General features: G+C 58.8%; 16 protein-coding genes. All 16 read right to left on the bottom strand.

Annotated elements, in window-relative coordinates:
- Window positions 1-118: 118 nt before the first annotated feature.
- Window positions 119-3,208, bottom strand: coding sequence for an isoleucine--tRNA ligase (gene ileS / locus RBI05_RS04450; RefSeq protein WP_310550244.1), 3,090 nt, complete (start codon window positions 3,206-3,208; stop codon window positions 119-121).
- Window positions 3,209-3,621: 413 nt separating this feature from the next.
- The gene (locus RBI05_RS04455; protein WP_150456878.1) at window positions 3,622-4,107 is read right to left on the bottom strand and encodes a DivIVA domain-containing protein; all 486 of its coding nucleotides are present in this window, start codon (window positions 4,105-4,107) and stop codon (window positions 3,622-3,624) included.
- 151 nt (window positions 4,108-4,258) lie between these two features.
- Window positions 4,259-5,035 carry a YlmH family RNA-binding protein gene (locus RBI05_RS04460; RefSeq protein ID WP_310550245.1) on the bottom strand — a complete coding sequence of 259 codons (777 nt, stop codon included), beginning with the start codon at window positions 5,033-5,035 and terminating at the stop codon, window positions 4,259-4,261.
- Between the two features lie 10 nt (window positions 5,036-5,045).
- On the bottom strand, window positions 5,046-5,315 hold the full coding sequence (locus tag RBI05_RS04465; RefSeq protein ID WP_150456880.1) for a YggT family protein: 270 nt from the start codon (window positions 5,313-5,315) through the stop codon (window positions 5,046-5,048).
- Between the two features lie 7 nt (window positions 5,316-5,322).
- Window positions 5,323-5,772 (bottom strand): cell division protein SepF, encoded by a 450-nt coding sequence (locus tag RBI05_RS04470; RefSeq protein WP_150456881.1) that lies wholly within the window; start codon window positions 5,770-5,772, stop codon window positions 5,323-5,325.
- Window positions 5,763-6,464, bottom strand: coding sequence for a YggS family pyridoxal phosphate-dependent enzyme (locus RBI05_RS04475; protein WP_310550246.1), 702 nt, complete (start codon window positions 6,462-6,464; stop codon window positions 5,763-5,765). Before RBI05_RS04475 ends, RBI05_RS04470 begins: the two co-directional genes overlap by 10 nt.
- Window positions 6,465-6,467: 3 nt before the next feature.
- Window positions 6,468-7,319 carry a peptidoglycan editing factor PgeF gene (pgeF, locus tag RBI05_RS04480; protein WP_310550247.1) on the bottom strand — a complete coding sequence of 284 codons (852 nt, stop codon included), beginning with the start codon at window positions 7,317-7,319 and terminating at the stop codon, window positions 6,468-6,470.
- A 70-nt stretch (window positions 7,320-7,389) separates the two neighbouring features.
- Window positions 7,390-7,749 carry a YlmC/YmxH family sporulation protein gene (locus RBI05_RS04485; RefSeq protein ID WP_223879760.1) on the bottom strand — a complete coding sequence of 120 codons (360 nt, stop codon included), beginning with the start codon at window positions 7,747-7,749 and terminating at the stop codon, window positions 7,390-7,392.
- 167 nt (window positions 7,750-7,916) lie between these two features.
- Window positions 7,917-8,699: an RNA polymerase sporulation sigma factor SigG gene (sigG, locus tag RBI05_RS04490; protein WP_150456882.1), complete on the bottom strand. Its 783-nt coding sequence runs from the start codon at window positions 8,697-8,699 to the stop codon at window positions 7,917-7,919.
- An 86-nt stretch (window positions 8,700-8,785) separates the two neighbouring features.
- Window positions 8,786-9,505, bottom strand: coding sequence for an RNA polymerase sporulation sigma factor SigE (sigE, locus tag RBI05_RS04495; protein ID WP_150456883.1), 720 nt, complete (start codon window positions 9,503-9,505; stop codon window positions 8,786-8,788).
- The gene (spoIIGA, locus tag RBI05_RS04500) at window positions 9,502-10,473 is read right to left on the bottom strand and encodes a sigma-E processing peptidase SpoIIGA (RefSeq protein ID WP_310550248.1); all 972 of its coding nucleotides are present in this window, start codon (window positions 10,471-10,473) and stop codon (window positions 9,502-9,504) included. Before spoIIGA ends, sigE begins: the two co-directional genes overlap by 4 nt.
- Window positions 10,474-10,729: 256 nt before the next feature.
- Complete coding sequence (gene ftsZ, locus RBI05_RS04505) at window positions 10,730-11,845, bottom strand: cell division protein FtsZ (RefSeq protein ID WP_150456885.1); 1,116 nt, start codon at window positions 11,843-11,845, stop codon at window positions 10,730-10,732.
- A 133-nt stretch (window positions 11,846-11,978) separates the two neighbouring features.
- Window positions 11,979-13,247 carry a cell division protein FtsA gene (ftsA, locus tag RBI05_RS04510; RefSeq protein ID WP_150456886.1) on the bottom strand — a complete coding sequence of 423 codons (1,269 nt, stop codon included), beginning with the start codon at window positions 13,245-13,247 and terminating at the stop codon, window positions 11,979-11,981.
- Window positions 13,248-13,478: 231 nt separating this feature from the next.
- Window positions 13,479-14,240, bottom strand: a complete 762-nt coding sequence (locus tag RBI05_RS04515; protein WP_310550249.1) for a cell division protein FtsQ/DivIB — start codon at window positions 14,238-14,240, stop codon at window positions 13,479-13,481.
- Between the two features lie 65 nt (window positions 14,241-14,305).
- Window positions 14,306-15,610, bottom strand: coding sequence for a UDP-N-acetylglucosamine 1-carboxyvinyltransferase (gene murA, locus RBI05_RS04520; protein ID WP_191089466.1), 1,305 nt, complete (start codon window positions 15,608-15,610; stop codon window positions 14,306-14,308).
- Between the two features lie 134 nt (window positions 15,611-15,744).
- The gene (murG, locus tag RBI05_RS04525) at window positions 15,745-16,860 is read right to left on the bottom strand and encodes an undecaprenyldiphospho-muramoylpentapeptide beta-N-acetylglucosaminyltransferase (protein ID WP_150456889.1); all 1,116 of its coding nucleotides are present in this window, start codon (window positions 16,858-16,860) and stop codon (window positions 15,745-15,747) included.

Here is a 16,860-nt window from a genome sequence, read left to right on the forward strand (position 1 = left end):
GCGGGTTCGCCTTCTCTTTCGTCTTCCGCCGCTGTACTCCCTCGCTAGTATATGCGCGGGGCGGACGGGCCATGCAGGAAGCGGCCATTTCGCCGCCGCTCCCTCTCCTAACTGCCTGCTAGCCGATCTTGATGCCGACGTTCTTGCCGCCGAGATCGACGGATTCGAAGCCTTCGCCGGAGCCGAAGTCCACACGGGTCACCAGCACGTTATCGCGGAGCACATGCTCGAATGCGGTGACGGCGGCTTTCAGCTCTTCATCCAGATCCAGGGTCAGCTCCACCCGTTTGTCGATCGGCAGGTCCAGCCGTTTGCGGTAATCCTGAACGGCGCGGACCATTTCACGCACCCAGCCTTCCTGGACCAGTTCCGGCGTGATCTCGGTGTTCAGCGCCACGGTCAGTCCATAGCCCGAAGCCGATGCGAAGCCCGGCTTCGCCTGCTTCTCGATCAGCAGCTCGTCGGCGGTGATCTGAAGCTCCTCGCCCTCCGGAGACGTGACGTGGACGGCTCCGTTCTGCACGGCGGCGCGGGTCGCGCCGCTGTCCATTCCCTTCAGGAAGCCCTGAATGAAGCCGACATTTTTGCCGTACTTTTTGCCGGCGACCTTCAGATTCAGCTTCAGGGTAAAGTCTACGAATCCGCTGTCGCTGTCTTCCAGAATGATCGACTTGACGTTGATCTCGTCCTTGATGATCTCCTCATAGTCGGAGACGTTGAACTCCCGGTTCATGGAGACAATCAGCTCCGGCAGCGGCTGCCGGGTCTTGATGCCGGTCTCGTTGCGGACGTTGCGCGCCAGCTCGACGATGTTCCGTGCGCTCTCCATATCGCGCTCCAGTTCCAGATCGATCAGCCCTTCGTCGGCCTTCGGGTAATCGGCCAGATGCACGCTCTCGCCTCCGCCCAGATTTACGAAGATATCCTCCGCCAGCATCGGCATGAACGGAGCTACAATCTTGGATGTGGTCAGCAGCACATGCGTCAGCGTCCGGTAGGCGTCCAGCTTCTCTTCGCCCAGTCCGCTGCCCCAGAAGCGGTCGCGCGAGCGGCGGATGTACCAGTTGCTCAGCTCGTCGATGAACCCTTCGATCGCCTTCGAGGTGTTGACAAAGTCATTCACCGCAAGCCCTTTATCCACCACGAGGATGAGGCTGTTCAGCCGCGACAGAATCCAGCGGTCCAGCTTGTGGGCCGACAGACGGAACGAATGCTCAGCCGGATCGTAGCCGTCGATGCCGGCGTACAGCGTCAGGAAGGCGTGCGTATTGACCAGCGTGTCTACAACCTTCGACTTGCTCTCTCCGACCAGGCCGCGGGAGAAGCGCTTGTTGTTCCACGGCGCGCTGTCGGACAGAATTGCCCAGCGGAACGCGTCCGTCCCGTATTCGTTCATGATATCCCAGGGGTTGATGACATTGCCCTTGGATTTCGACATCTTCTGACCGTTCTCGTCCAGGATATGTCCGGTGGCGATGACGGCCTTGTACGGCGCTCTGCCTTTGAACAGCGTCGATACCGCCAGCAGGCTGTAGAACCAGCCCCGCGTCTGGTCGATCCCTTCGCAGATCATATCTGCCGGGAACTGGTCATCCAGCTTATCGGCATTCTCGAACGGATAGTGGCTCTGGGCAAAAGGCATCGAACCGCTGTCGAACCAGACGTCGATGACCTCGGACGTGCGGACCATTTCCGCTCCCTCCCGGAACGGACTCTTCAGCCGGATCGCATCCACATACGGTTTGTGCAGCTCGATGTCCTCCGGGACCTCCGTCGTCGCCATGGCCCGCAGCTCGGCGATGCTGTGGGGAGCGAATTCCTTCCCGGTCGCTTCGCAGACCCAGACGTTCAGCGGCGTTCCCCAGTAGCGGTTGCGGCTGATGTTCCAGTCTACCAGCTCATCGAGGAATTTGCCGAAGCGTCCTTCCCGGACATGCGGCGGGTACCAATCCACCGTATTGTTGTTGGCGATCAGCTGATCCTTGATGGCCGTGGTATTGATGAACCAGCTGTCTGTGGCGTAATAGAGCAGCGGAGTATCGCAGCGCCAGCAGAACGGATAGCTGTGCTCGTACTTCTCTTTGCCGTACAGCAGGCCTTTCTCGGACAGTGCCTTGACAATGTCGAGGTCGCACTCCTTGACGAACCGGCCGGCAAAATCGCGCACGGTCTCGGTATACTTGCCCGAAGCGTCCACCACATTCACGAAGCTGATGCCGTTCTCGCGGCAGGCCTTGTAGTCGTCTTCGCCGTGGGCCGGAGCCATATGAACGATACCGGTACCGCTGGCGTCGGTGACGAAGGATGCGCCGACAATGACGTTGCTGCGCTCCGCCTGAATGAAGCTGAACGGCGGCTGATAGGTTCTGCCGACAAGCTCGGCTCCCTTCAGCTCGCCCAGAAGTTCATAGTCGCCCTTGACAACCTCGTCCACCAGGTTCTTGGCGAGGATATAGACGCCGTCCTCCTGCTTCACGCACACGTAGTCCATCTCGGGATTGACGGCGAGCGCCATATGGGCCGGGAGCGTCCACGGCGTCGTGGTCCAGGCCAGCACATATTCGCCGCTGCCGTCCAGTCTGAACTTGGCCGTGGCGCTGAGATCCTTCACCGTCTTGTAACCCTGGGCGACTTCATGGGAGCTCAGCGTGGTCTGACAGCTCGGGCAGTACGGGCTGACGCGGTGGCCGCGGTAGAGCAGCCCTTTCTCATGAACGGTCGCCAGGATGTTCCATACACTCTCGATATAGCTGTTGTTCAGCGTAACATACGGATTGTCGAGATCGGTCCAATAGCCGATCGCCTCGGTGAATTCGCGCCACTGCTTCTCGTAGCCGAACACGCTGTCCTTGCACTTCTTGATGAACGCCTCGACACCGTAATTCTCAATCTCCTGCTTGCCGGAGATGCCGAGCTGCTTCTCGACGCCCAGCTCGACCGGCAGTCCGTGGGTATCCCAGCCCGCCTTGCGGACTACGCGGTAGCCCTTCATGGTCTGGTAGCGGCCGATAAAATCCTTGATGACCCGGCCCAGCACATGGCCGATATGCGGCGCGCCGTTGGCGGTCGGCGGACCTTCGTAGAAGACGTAGTTCGGCTTGCCTTCCCGGTTCTCAATTGATTGGCGGAACGTGTTCTCCTCGTTCCATTTCTTCAGGATGCGAACATCCCGGTCGCGCGCTTTCTCGCGGACGTCAACTTTGTGCATGATTCGAAATGCCTCCTTCTGCTCTGTTGGAACAACAAAAAACGCCCGCCCCTGTTAAGGGGCGAGCGCAGCTCGCGATACCACCCTAATTCTCCGCCATGCTTCCGCGCTCTTCTAGGAAGAGCCGGCTGACAGGCGAAATCTCAAGTCCGGTCCGGATCGGAACACGGGGCCGGGGTAACGACCGGCAAGGACGGCCTCTCCTACTCACGTTCCGTTGAGGAATACGCTTCGGTTCGGCTTCTCGGGGAAGATCTTCCGTCATGATCCGCACATCGGCTTGCAGCGAACGCCGACTCTCTGGGGAACGTCAACCATGCCGTACTGGTCCCGTCATCGAATGTCTTGTTAAATCATGTATCCTTTAATTATAGCCGCTTGCGCAGCAAATATCAACCGGGCATGCCTTCTCTCTAGACGACTTCCTCGCGGGCTTCGCGCGACTCCAGTGCATCCCAGTCATCCTGGGACAGCAGTTCCAGTTGGGCTTCCACCAGGGTGCGGAACCGGGTCCGGTAGATCGAAGCCTGCTTGCGGAGCTCTTCCGTCTCGATCGCGATCTTGCGCGATTTGGACAGCGCCTCGTTAATGATCCGGTCGGCGTTCTTCTCCGACTCCTTGATAATCAGCTGCGCTTCCTTCTTGGCGTTGTTCTTGACTTCATCCGCCGCTTCCTGCGCAACGATTATCGTCTTGGACAGCGTATCTTCGATATTGGTGAAGTGGTCCAGTCGTTCCTGAACGGTCAGGAGCTGGCCCTGCAGTTCCTTATTCTCGCGGATAACGGCTTCGTAATCCTTGATTACCTGATCCAGAAATTCATTGACCTCGTCCTCGTCATAACCCCGGAGCCTTCTCGCGAACTCCTTGTTATGTATATCGAGCGGCGTTAATGGCATGCTGCGCACCTCCTGGAAAATTTCGGACAACCGGCTTCAACCCGCCGGGTCCGCATCTCACTAACATGTATCGGCTGTTGGCCTTCGACATGTTACGGCCCTATAGGAATATTCCATTTCGACAATCGTCCGCCGATTCCTGCCGGGCCCTTCACACAAATTTGCCGATGCCGACCCGGTAGCGGCCTTTCTTGGTCAGATCGCCGACCTCCAGCACGCGAAAACGCCCGAATCCCTGCACCGATACGGTATCTCCTGCTTTCAGGAGGGCAGCGGGGTTCTCCTCCGCCTTCCAGTTGACCCGGACTCTTCCGGCTTTGATCGGAGCCAGGATCTTGCTGCGGCTTACCCGGCAGACATCGGAAGCGATACCATCCAGCCGGAGGGAAGCGACCGAAATCTCGAACGTCTCCATCCGGGCTTGGGCCTGACGAAGCATGCCGATCGGCAGCACAGAAGTTGTGGCAGCGGATCGGCCGACGCCGGTCAGATGAATCGACAGAAAATCCGCCATCTCCCGCGTTACCACCGCATGACAGCGGTCCTCCAGCACATGAATGTCGCCGATGGTTCCCCGCTTGACGCCAAGTCCGAGCAGCGCGCCCATATAGTCTCCATGATCCAGCCCGCCCGAATCCACGGGAACGGCTTCCAGTACGCGAAGCTCCATCTCCTCGCTGTCCAGGTCCCGGTAGTCCGGTCCGATCAGCGCCCGCCGCCGTTCCGCATCCGGGTAACCGCCGTCCAGACGAAGCGCCACATCCGGATTCCGGTTGGCCAGCGATTCTACAATAAAAGCCTGGCGGGGGTCCAAGAATTCCGTCCGCTTCAGTTCATGGTACACGGCGGCGTTCTCTACCCATTCCCAGGCCTTATCCACAAAAGGGCGCTCATCGGGATGAAAATGTCCGTAAATCTCATTCTTCATCTTCCCGGCCTCAACCAAACAGGTAGATGATGATGGCCTGAAGGCCCATCACGGCATAGCGAAGCACGAAGAAAGCGATGATCGGCGAGAAATCCATAGTGCCGAACAGCGGGGGGATCACACGGCGGAAAGGCGCCAGATACGGCTCCACCAGCTTAGCCAGCAGTTCGCCGACAAAGGAGTTGCTGATCGCCGGGAACCAGGACATCAGCACATAGAAAATAATCATCCACATGTATATCCCGTAAAGGATATTAATAATATCTAGAACTTGGGACAAAGCCCCTTCACCTCATTCTGTTGTAATCTTGTTCGTCGTTCAGGATTTCGGTAATGGATCCCTGGATTTCGACGGTATCCGGCGTACAGAGGAAGATATTGCCGCCGATCTTGGAAATCTCTCCTCCCAGCGCATAGACGGTTCCGCCGAGAAAGTCGACGATCCGCTTCGCCTGATCATGCCGCACCCGCTGCAGATTCACCACAACGGTCCGGTGCGAGCGCAGATGATCCGCGATCTGCTGGGCCTCCTCGTAGGAACGCGGCTCATACAGCACAACCTTCACGTTCTTCTGAGAGTGAATGCTGACGACATTGCCTGCGCGCTGGGGCCGGCGGGGCTCCGCCGGAACCGGCTCGAATTCTTCCTCCGTCCGGTCCTCCAGACGCTCGCGTTCCACGACTTCTTCCTGTTCCTGCAATCCCAAAAAGCTCATAAACCGGTTCATCACACCCATTGATCTCCCTCCTCATGGCCTACTAACACCGTACCCAGGCGGACCCAGGTGGCTCCTTCCTGTATCGCCACTTCGTAATCATTGGACATGCCCATCGACAGCTCGGTCATTGGCTTCGGGGTCAGGGACATGGCATTGAGCTTGTCCAGCAGCTCGCGCAGGCCCCGGAACACCGGGCGCGTCTCCTCCGGATCGCCCTCATAGGGGGCCATGGTCATGAGCCCGACGACCTCGATCCGGTTCATCCCGGCAATCTCCCGAAGAAATCCGGGAACCGCCTCCGGGCTGAGGCCATACTTGGATTCTTCGCCCGAAATGTTCACCTGAACGAACGCTTTCACCTGAAGATCGGCCGCTTCCGCCTTGCGCTGAAGCTCCCGGGCCAGCGACAGCCGGTCCAGGGAATGAATATATGCGAATTTGCCGATTACGTCCTTCACCTTATTGGTCTGCAGATGCCCGATGAAATGCCAGGTGCCCCTGCTTCCGAGGGATTCCCATTTCTCCTGTGCGCTCTGCCACCGGCTCTCCCCGATATCGGTCAGACCGGCGTCCAGTACGGCGGCGGTCTTCTCCGGCGAGATATACTTGGTTACGGCAATCACCTTGACGTCACGGGGGTCGCGTCCGGCCGCCGCGCAGGCTTCGCTTACGGCGTTCCGAACCTTGTCTATTCTGCCTTGCAAAGTCAAGGGTCAACTCTCCTTTAGGCCGATAAAGCTCGTCATTCTGCCGGTTGTTCCGTTCTCCTTCCGGTAGGAGAAGAACAGATCGGGCCGACAGCTTGTACACCAACTGGTACATTCGATACGAGTCGGCAAAATTCCTGCTTTTATCATAATCCGCCGGTTGCATTCTTTCAAGTTCAGCATCGTTCGGCCCGGCCGGTCTGCAGACGGAATGAACATCGGGTCAGCCGTTTCCGTCTGCGCCTCAAGCTCCGCCAGCACCGGCCGCGCACGGTCCATCACCGCTTCGTCCACCTCATAGCAGCAGGCCCCGATGCTGGGGCCGATCGCCGCCCGCAGATCGCCGGGACGGCTGCCGTATTCCTCCTGCATCCGCTTCACCATAACGGCGGCAATGCCGGCGACCGTTCCCTTCCAGCCGGCGTGCGCCAATCCGACCGCCCGGCGCTCCGGGTCCCAGAAGAAGAGCGGGACGCAATCGGCGTAGAAAGAGGTCAGCAGAACGCCCGGCACATCCGTCAGCAGACCGTCGGTATCCTGGAACGCCGAAGTCCGGTCCCGGCTTCCTCTCCCCCGGTCCGGCGCGGAGACTACAGCTACGGCTGCGCCATGAACCTGTTCTCCGCAGGTCCAGTCCTCCGGCTCAAAGCCCAGGCTCCGGGCCAGAATCTCACGGTTGCGCAGCACCGTCTGCGGATCATCGCCTACATGCAGTGCGGCATTCAGACTGTCATACGGCGCCTCGCCCGCCCCGCCGCTGCGTCCGGTAAATCCCGCGGCAAGGCCCGCCTCTGCGTCCATCCACTTCTTCAAAAGCAGCAGCGACGGGCTGCCGCCGGTATGTACAAATGGTTCCATCTCCCTTTCACCTCCCTGCTAGTGTAACATAGCGGATTGTCCTTTCCCAAACCGGAGGACGCAGGCCCTCTCAATAACTCCGCCGCTCGCTGCGTTCCGGGCGCTCCACCCGGTCGCCCCGCTCCAGGTAGACGGGTTCCCGTTCCTCCGCCTCCTGCGGGCGGGGTTCATCCATCTTGACGAGCACCACATCCGAGCCGATCTTGACGATATTCCGCCAGGGAATGACGAGGTCGGCTCCTCCGCCGAACAGCCCGAGAAACCGGCTGTAGCCGGGAATGATAATGGCGTCGATCACTCCCCGGCGCAGGTCCAGTTCCAGATCGCCGATCTGGCCCAGTCTTTTGCCGTCAATAATATTAATGACATCCTTCGTCTGAAAATCGGAGATCTTCATCCGCTTGCCGGCTGCGGCTGTGTCCGGATTCATGATGGCCGCCCTCCTTCGGTTGAACCTCTGCTCTCTTCGTCCAGTATATGAGCCGGAGGCCTGGCCTCATGACTTCCGATTCACCGGTCTGCGCTTCCCGCTTTCTAAAGACATGCCAAAAACCCCACCTGATACGTGGGGTTGTCCATGACGCGGCCGCACAGCGGTCACGATTTCACATGCTTTTGCATTTGCTGAATGGCCGATTTCTCCAGCCGGGAGACCTGGGCCTGGGAAATGCCGATCTCGTCGGCGACTTCCATCTGGGTCTTGCCTTCAAAAAAACGCATCGATAGAATCCGCTTCTCGCGCTGGCCGAGCCGCTGCATCGCTTCCCGAAGCGCAATCTCCTCGATCCAGGACACATCCTTGTTCCGGTCGTCGCTGATCTGGTCCATCACGTAGATCGGATCGCCGCCGTCATGGTAAATCGGCTCGAACAGCGAAACCGGGTCCTGGATGGCGTCCAGGGCGAATACCACATCCTCCTTCGGAACGCCGAGCGCCTCGGAAATCTCGAAGATCGTGGGCTCGCGCGAGTTCTGATTGGTCAGGCTGTCGCGGACCTGAAGCGCTTTGTAGGCGATGTCCCGCAGAGAACGGGATACCCGGATCGGGTTGTTGTCCCTGAGATACCGGCGAATCTCTCCGATAATCATCGGAACGGCGTAGGTGGAGAATTTGACATTCTGGGATAAATCAAAGTTGTCAATGGCTTTCATCAGCCCGATGCAGCCGACCTGGAACAGATCGTCCACGAATTCGCCGCGGTTGTTGAAACGCTGAATGACGCTGAGCACCAGCCTCAGATTGCCGTTGACCAATTTCTCTCTGGCGGATAGCTCCCCCTGCTGCTGAAGCGAAGTGAAGAGTTCGCGCATCTCCGCGTTCGTCAGAACGGGAAGCTTGCTGGTGTCCACGCCGCAAATCTCGACTTTGTTACGGGTCATGATGATTAACCTCCCAAGGAGAAACATTAATGTACATTATCTCCCCGGCAGTCCATTTTATTCCTGACTGAATTTGCGCCTTTTATTCATACCATCTTGTTAAATTCTTTGCGAAGCCGCTTGATGATCCGCTTCTCCAGCCGTGAAATATAGGATTGGGAAATCCCGAGCAGATCCGCTACATCCTTCTGCGTCTTCTCCTCTCCGCCCCTAAGCCCGAAGCGCAGCTCCATAATCATCCGCTCGCGCTCGCTCAGCTTCTCCAGCGCCTTCTCCAGCAGCTTTCGGTCCACCTGCTCTTCGATTCCCCGGTAGATGGTATCATTCTCGGTTCCCAGAACATCGGAGAGCAGCAGCTCGTTGCCGTCCCAATCAATGTTAAGCGGCTCGTCGAACGAGACCTCGCTGCGGGTCTTGCTGTTGCGCCGCAGATACATCAAAATTTCGTTCTCGATGCAGCGCGAGGCGTAGGTCGCGAGCTTGATCTTCTTCTCGGGATCAAACGTATTGACCGCCTTGATCAATCCGATCGCGCCGATGGACACCAGGTCTTCGATATTGATTCCGGTGTTCTCGAATTTGCGGGCGATGTACACGACTAGGCGCAGGTTGCGCTCAATCAGCATCGCCCGGACAGCGGCGTCCCCGCTGGGCAGACGCTGAAGCAGATAATCCTCCTCTTCGCGCGTCAGCGGCGGCGGCAGCGCCTCGCTTCCGCCGATATAATAGATTTCCTGACTCTTGAGTCCCAGCAGAAACAGCACCCGGTAATACTGGAGCTGCAGCGTCATTTTCCAATGGATCATCGTGGTACCTCCTTCAAGAAGTTCGGGCCCGTACCCGCAGGCGCCCCCGCTTCCGGCTGAGCCAGATCAGGGTGGATCACGGCCCGGTAAGCCCCTTCCGCAGACAACGTGCCGCCGTCCAGTCCAATCAGCGCTCGGGCGGTCACCCGTTCTTGACCGTCCATCGTAACGGTGACTTGGTCCGGCTTCAGCGCAAGCATGAACGAGGCGGCCCGGTTCACGCCCCGGTACGGCACCAGCCGCAGCCGGTCCCGCCAGACATAAGACTGCCCGTCCGATTCCAGCAGCAGCTGATCCGCGCCGTCCCGCGACAGACGCCCTTTCCACGAAGCGGGCAGATGCTCTTCCCACAGCGCGGCTTCCATCACCAGCACCGGCGTCCGTGTCAGCGGGTCGCACAGCCGGTTGCCGGTATCAAGCAGGCCCGGGCAGCTGATCCGCACCTCGCCGATCTCAACCGTAACCGTGCCGATATAGGATTCCAGGCGCTGTCTGTCTGTTCGGGCGGTGTGCAGACGTTTGAAGAGACCCAACACCAGCAGCAGGGTTCCCGCAGTGAACCAGAACCCGATGCGCAGCCGGAAGGAGAATCCGCCCGACGCCGTATACAGGATCCCGTTCCAGAGGTCTCCGCTGCTCTGTAGCAGATAATGAATTCCGATAATGCCCCCGGCCGCCGCAAAGTTCACGAGATAGAAGTATCCGAGCTGTCGAAGAAACCCCTGCAGGCTGCCGAAGCCAAACGCAATGCCGATCATGAACAGCGATAATGCCGCTTTGACAACAAAGGTATACATAAAGCCCAGCTCCGGCACGAACATCATCACTACATACATGGCTCCGGTGCCCGACGACAGCGCCATTCTCCACCAAGGCATCCTTCGCTTGCCGAGCCAGGCCGTCAGCCAGAGCAGGATTCCGTCGATCAGGACGTTCACCAGAAAGACCAGATCGATATAGACCGCCATGTTCCCCACCCATCCGCCGCTCTCGCCGGTTCCTGATTGCGGCTTGCATTCTCCCGTCCGGCTTGTTGGACGATATGAATAGTATAGAAAGACATCCCTTCAAAGTCTGTCTAAACCTGCGGGCGCTATCGGGCTTTTTTTGTCGAGGGTTCTTTGGCTTTCCCTTCTTCGCAATAAAAAACCCGCTTCCTCGGCTAAAGCCGAAGAGCGGGTATGCGCCATCCAGATCCGATTCGCTATTCGCTTGTCAGGGTTCCTACTCGTGGTTGCCGCCGCGCGAGCGATTGCGCAGGAAGGTCGGGATATCTAGCTGGTCCGCGCTCGGCGTGTTGCCGAACGGACGCAGGGCCGTCTTGTCTGGTTGAGCCGGTTCAGGCTGCGACGCCGCAGGACGGCGCCCCGGCATGATCGAAGCACCCTTGTGCTCAAATCCGGTGGCAATGACGGTAACCTTGATCTCGTCCTTCATGCTCTCTTCAATGATTGCACCGAAGATCATGTTGACTTCCGGATCGGAAGCCGAAGTCACAATCTCGGCGGCTTCATTGACTTCATACAGCGACAGGTTGGAGCCGCCGGTAATGTTCATGATGACGCCGCGGGCGCCTTCGATGGAAGTCTCAAGCAGGGGACTCATAATGGCCTTGCGAGCCGCTTCGGAAGCCCGGTTCTCGCCGGTCGCGATGCCGATGCCCATCAGGGCGGAACCGCGTTCGGTCATGATGGTCTTCACGTCGGCAAAGTCGAGGTTGATAAGGCCGGGGACGGCGATCAGGTCGGAAATGCCCTGAACCGCCTGACGGAGCACATTGTCCGCTTCGCGGAATGCTTCCAGCATCGGCGTCTTCTTATCTACAATCTCAAGGAGACGGTCATTCGGAATGACGATGAGAGTGTCAACCTTCTCCTTCAGCGCCTCGATGCCCAGTTCCGCCTGGGTCGACCGCTTCCGTCCTTCAAACGTGAACGGACGGGTTACGACTCCGACCGTCAATGCGCCGCATTCGCGGGCAATTTCGGCGATTACCGGAGCTGCTCCGGTACCGGTGCCGCCGCCCATGCCGGCGGTAACGAACACCATGTCCGCACCCTTCAGCGTATTGGAAATCAAATCGCGGGATTCTTCGGCGGCTTTCTTGCCCACCTCGGGGTTCGCCCCCGCGCCGAGACCGCGGGTCAGCTTGTCCCCGATCTGCAGCTTATGCTCCGATTTGGCCATATGCAGCGCCTGGGCGTCTGTGTTCACCGTAATGAACTCCACACCCTGCACGCCGTTCTCAATCATCCGGTTGACGGCGTTGCTCCCGCCGCCGCCGACGCCGATGACTTTAATCTGCGCCAAGCTCTCCATTTCAAAATCAAATTCCAACATATTGTTCCCTCTCCCCCTCGAATAGTGCTTGGATGGCCGGTCCAAGTATATCTGGACGTTTGTCTAGGCGGTTTTTGCAAGATTCTTCCCAGCCGCTCTTACGGGGCATCAGATCGACATTTGCAAAAAAGCCTTATATGAAATCGCTAAAAATGTTCTTGAGACGTTCCACAATTCCCGGTTTCTGCGGCGCGGGTTCGCCGGCCGGCGCCGGATTCGGCTTGGCTCTGCCGGCCGTCGTCTTCTTGTTCGCGCTCGTTCCGCTGTTTCTGCCCCGGAAGCTGCGCACCACATGGTGCAGAATTCCGACGCCGCTTGTAAATCCGGGGTCCCGTACTCCGATATAATCGGGTACCGCAATTCGGACGGATGCGGACAGTTCGGATTGGGCGGCTTTCAGCACGCCGGGCATGGATACCGTTCCACCCGTTAGTATATAACCTCCGGGAAGCTCGCTGTAACCAAGCCGCTTGGTCTCCTGGCGGATCAAATGGAAGATCTCCTGGACGCGGGGTTCGATGATCGCCGCCAGGTCCTCCTGGTTGAACTCCTTCTCGACGTTGCTGCCGATCCGCAGCACCTTGAATACGACATCGGAGGCCGCATCGTCCATCCAGGCGCAGCCGTATTTCAGCTTGACCTTCTCCGCCTGGTCGGTCAGCGTCCGAAGCCCGTAGGCGATGTCGTTCGTTACGAACTCGCCGCCGATCGGAATCGTCGAAGTGGCGACCAGTGCGCCTTCCTCGTACACGGCGATGGTCGTTGCGCCTGCACCGATATCCACCAGCACCGCCCCCATGGATTTCTCATCCTTGGAGAGCGCCAATCCGCCGGCGCCCAGAGACATCAGCACCAGATCCTTCACCCGCAGTCCTGATTTCTCTACGCAGCGCAGCAGATTATGTATAGGCGTCTTCGCTCCCGTAACAATCGTTGCTTCTACTTCCAGACGCACGCCGATCATGCCGCGCGGGTCCTGGATGCCCTCAAGTCCGTCAACAATGTACTGCTTGGCCACCACATCAATGACCTCGCGTTCCGGAGGAAGCGCGATCACCTCGGCCGCCTTGAGCACGCGGGCGATATCCTCGTCGCCAATCTCGCGGTCCTCGTTCTGGACGGCGACGACGCCATGGCTCGACTGCAGACCGATGTGGTTGCCGGAAATCCCGACGTATACTTCGGATATTTGAATACCGACCATCTGCTCGGCATGTTCAACAGCGCTCTTGATGGAATGGACGGTCTGGTCGATATCGACAATCGCGCCCTTGCGAATGCCTTCCGAATCGGCCGAACCGACACCGATAATATTCAAGGTTCCGTTCGTGATTTCTCCGATTATTGCCCGAACTTTGGATGTACCGATGTCCAAACTAACAATGATGTCATTGTTGCTCAACCCCTATGGCACCTCCCGTGTTATCGATATTCTTCGTTATGGTTTCCCGCCCTGGGGAAAGGTCCTTTTACATATTCCACATGCCCATTCCTTTCCCTCTTTTTTCTACAAATTTTTTGGAGACTCCAAATACGGGTCTGGATTCTAAAAATCCGAAGAAAAAAGAGGGAGTGCTCGTGCGTGTCAATAAGAATGATTGTAGCATTTTTTATACCGAGATAGTAGTGCCAGTTAAGGCGCCTGTTCTTCTGCGGAAGCGTCATCGCCTTCGGTGTAGAACGGAACGTAGGAGTCCGCCTCCAGCATCCGAATCAAACCGGGCTCTTCCGTCTCGATGACCTGATTGAGGTAGGCCACTTTCTCCTTCAGCAGCGAAACGGCCGTGATCACTTCGAAGTGCGACCTTGTGTACAGCTTGATCCGGTCCGGAAAAGAAAGCGTCGGCGACGGAACGATCTCCGATATATCGCTGGTCAGCTCATTGGGAATGCCTGCAAGGGTCTGGCAGAGCTTCGCCTTGTAGGGATCATTCGCCTTCCAGTTCGTCAGAATCGGCTTCTCCACGGCGATGCCAGCGTGGTCCACGGATACAGCCGCTCCGCTGGAGAGGATGGCCTTCAGGCTGCCCTGCCCGTCCAGTTCATAGGCCACGGCCGGGAATTCGGTGATCCGGATAACGACACGGCCCGGGAAGGACTTGTCCACTTCCGCCTTCTGAATGGTCGGGAGTTCCAGCAGCGCCTTCTCCACCTTCGAGCCGGAGACGGCGAAGAACTGGCCGTTCTGCTTCAGGCCGCTGTGCTTGAGCAGCTCCTGCCGGCTCGAATACCGGCTGCCCGTGAACTCGATATCGGTAATGCGGCTGACGGGCGACCGGAAGAAGATGACGGCCAGCAGCGCGAAAAAGAGCAGCAGCAGAATCAGGGTGACTTTTCGGCTCATTTTTTTCTTGGGCTTGTCCTCCGGGAGAACAGGCAGACGCATATTGGACATAGTTATTCTCCGTTATATCGGCCCGTCCCCCCGCCGGAAGGCTCCGGCGGAGGAACGGCAGACGATTAGTTGGCCAGATCGACGGCGCCCGGAACCTTGCGGGTAATGCGCCCGCCAAGCTTGCGGAACAGAAACTCAATGCCGTCGTATCCGCGGTCGATGTGGTGGGCCTGCTCGACTACCGTCGTGCCCTGGGCGGCCAGCCCTGCGATGACCAGCGCAGCTCCCGCCCGCAGATCGGTCGCTTCCACGGTGGCTCCGTACAAGCGGCGCACGCCGCGGATGAACGCCCGGTTCAGGTCGATGGATATATCGGCCCCCATCCGGTTCATCTCTTCCACATGCTTGAAGCGCCCCTCGAACACCGTCTCCTTGATGACGCTGAATCCGTCGGCCAGCGCCAGCAGCACCATAATCTGCGATTGCAGATCGGTCGGAAAGGACGGATACGGAGAAGTCACGATGCGGTCCACCGCTTTGGGGCGGCCCATACAGCCGATTTCAATTATATCATTGCAGACTGCGATTTGAACACCGGCGCGCCGCAGAACGTGGATCAGCGAGCTCAGATGACCCGCGTTCGTCCCGCTCAGAACTACATTTCCCCTGGTAGCCGCAGCCGCAATCATCACGGTTCCGGCCACGATCCGGTCGGGAATGACCTCATACTCGCACGGCGTCAGCCGATCGACGCCCTGGATCGTAATCGTGTCTGTCCCCGCTCCGATAATTCGTGCGCCCATTCGGTTGAGGTAGTTCTGGAGATCCTGAATTTCCGGCTCGCGGGCAGCGCCCGTGATCACCGTCGTGCCCTCTGCCGTTGCGGCGGCCATCATCAGATTCTCCGTTGCGCCGACGCTCGGATAATCCAGGTGAATGTCGCAGCCGACCAGCCGGCCTGCCCGGCAAGAGATCTGCTCCCCCGTCTCCGTAATCTCTGCGCCTAGCGCCTTCAGACCTTCCAGATGAAGGTCAATCTTGCGTTCTCCGATCGCGCAGCCTCCCGGCTGGTAGATCGTAACCTCGCCAAAGCGGGAGAGCAGCGGTCCCATCAGAAAGATGGAGGACCGCATCTGCCTCATCAGCTCCGCGGGTACATGCGAGGTCGCAACAGAGGAGGTGTCCACGGTTACGGTATCGCCGGCATGCCCGGTGGCGCAGCCGAGACGGTCCAGAATGGCCAGCATCGTCTCGATGTCCAGCAGCTTCGGCACATTGCGGAGCACATGCACACCCTCGGCCAGCAGGCTTGCCGCCAGAATGGGAAGCGCCGCGTTCTTCGCTCCATGGATACGAATGGTGCCGGACAGGGGAATTCCGCCCTCAATCACCAATTTGTCCAATGTATCACCTCCGGGATTACCGTTCATCCCCGAAGACGCTTCGGCCGGAAGGCCGGAAGGTCTGGGTGATTGTCACGATTTATACGATATCGTATGTACGATGATCCGGGAGTGTGACTGGCGAAGAGGCGGAGGCGCAGCCGCCTTCGCAGCCGCCCTCGCTACTTGCGGCCTTTGGCGGCCAGCCGGCGCAGCTCTGCCGTGACGACGGCCGCGGAGTCGCGTTTGCCCAGCCGCTTCGACGCCTCCGACATGGAGCGGCGGCGCTCCTCGCTGCCCACGATGCCGGCGACGGCCTCGTGCAGGACGGAGCCGGTCAGGTCTTTTTCGAGAATGACAACCGATGCGCCCTCCTTCTCCAGCTGTCTTGCATTCGCCTCCTGGTGATTGTTCGTCACGTTGGGCGATGGGATCAGCACGGAAGGGATGCCAAGCGCGGTAATCTCAGCCAGGAAGGAAGCTCCCGCCCGGTTGACGATCAGCGTCGTGCAGGCCAGCACCTCCGGCATGTTGTGAATATACGGAAGCACATGCAGATGATTCGGCAGACTGCCGAGCTTCGCCCGCAGCGTCTTGCGCGTCTCCTCATAGTAGCCTTCCCCGGTGACGTAGATGTAATGGACGCCTTCGGACTTCATGACCAGCGGCGCCATATCGATCATCGCTTCGTTGATCGCCTTCGCTCCCCGGCTGCCGCCGATCACCAGCACGACGGTGCTGTTCTCGGGAATGCCGAGCGTAGCGTAGCCCCGGCGGGCATTGGCCGCCGCAACGGTTGTCGCCCGCGGATTGCCGGTGTAGATGACTCTCTTCGCCCCGGAGAAGGACGATTCCGTTCCCTCGAAGCTTACGGCGACGGTATCGGCATACCGGCTGAGGAATTTGTTGGTCAGACCCGGGATGGCGTTCTGCTCATGGATCAGGGTCGGAATGCCGAGTCTGGAAGCCGCATAGACTACCGGTCCGCACACATAACCGCCTGTGCCGACGACGACGTCTGGCTTGAATTCTCTCAGCATCGCTTTGGACTCCTTGACGCCCTTCAGGAAGCGCATCACGGTCTTGACATTGTCCATCGACAGCTTGCGCCGGAATCCGGTGATATCAATGGACTTGAACGGCAGGTTCTCCTGGGGAACCAGCTTGCTCTCCAGGCCCCTCGTTCCTCCTATATACAAAAAGGCGGGATTCTCTTCCTCCGCCTCCATCTGCCTCGCTACGGCGACGGCCGGGTAAATATGTCCGCCCGTTCCGCCGCCGCTCAGTACGACGCGCAT

Source organism: Paenibacillus glufosinatiresistens, from assembly GCF_031470375.1.
Lineage (GTDB): Bacteria > Bacillota > Bacilli > Paenibacillales > Paenibacillaceae > Paenibacillus_AQ > Paenibacillus_AQ glufosinatiresistens.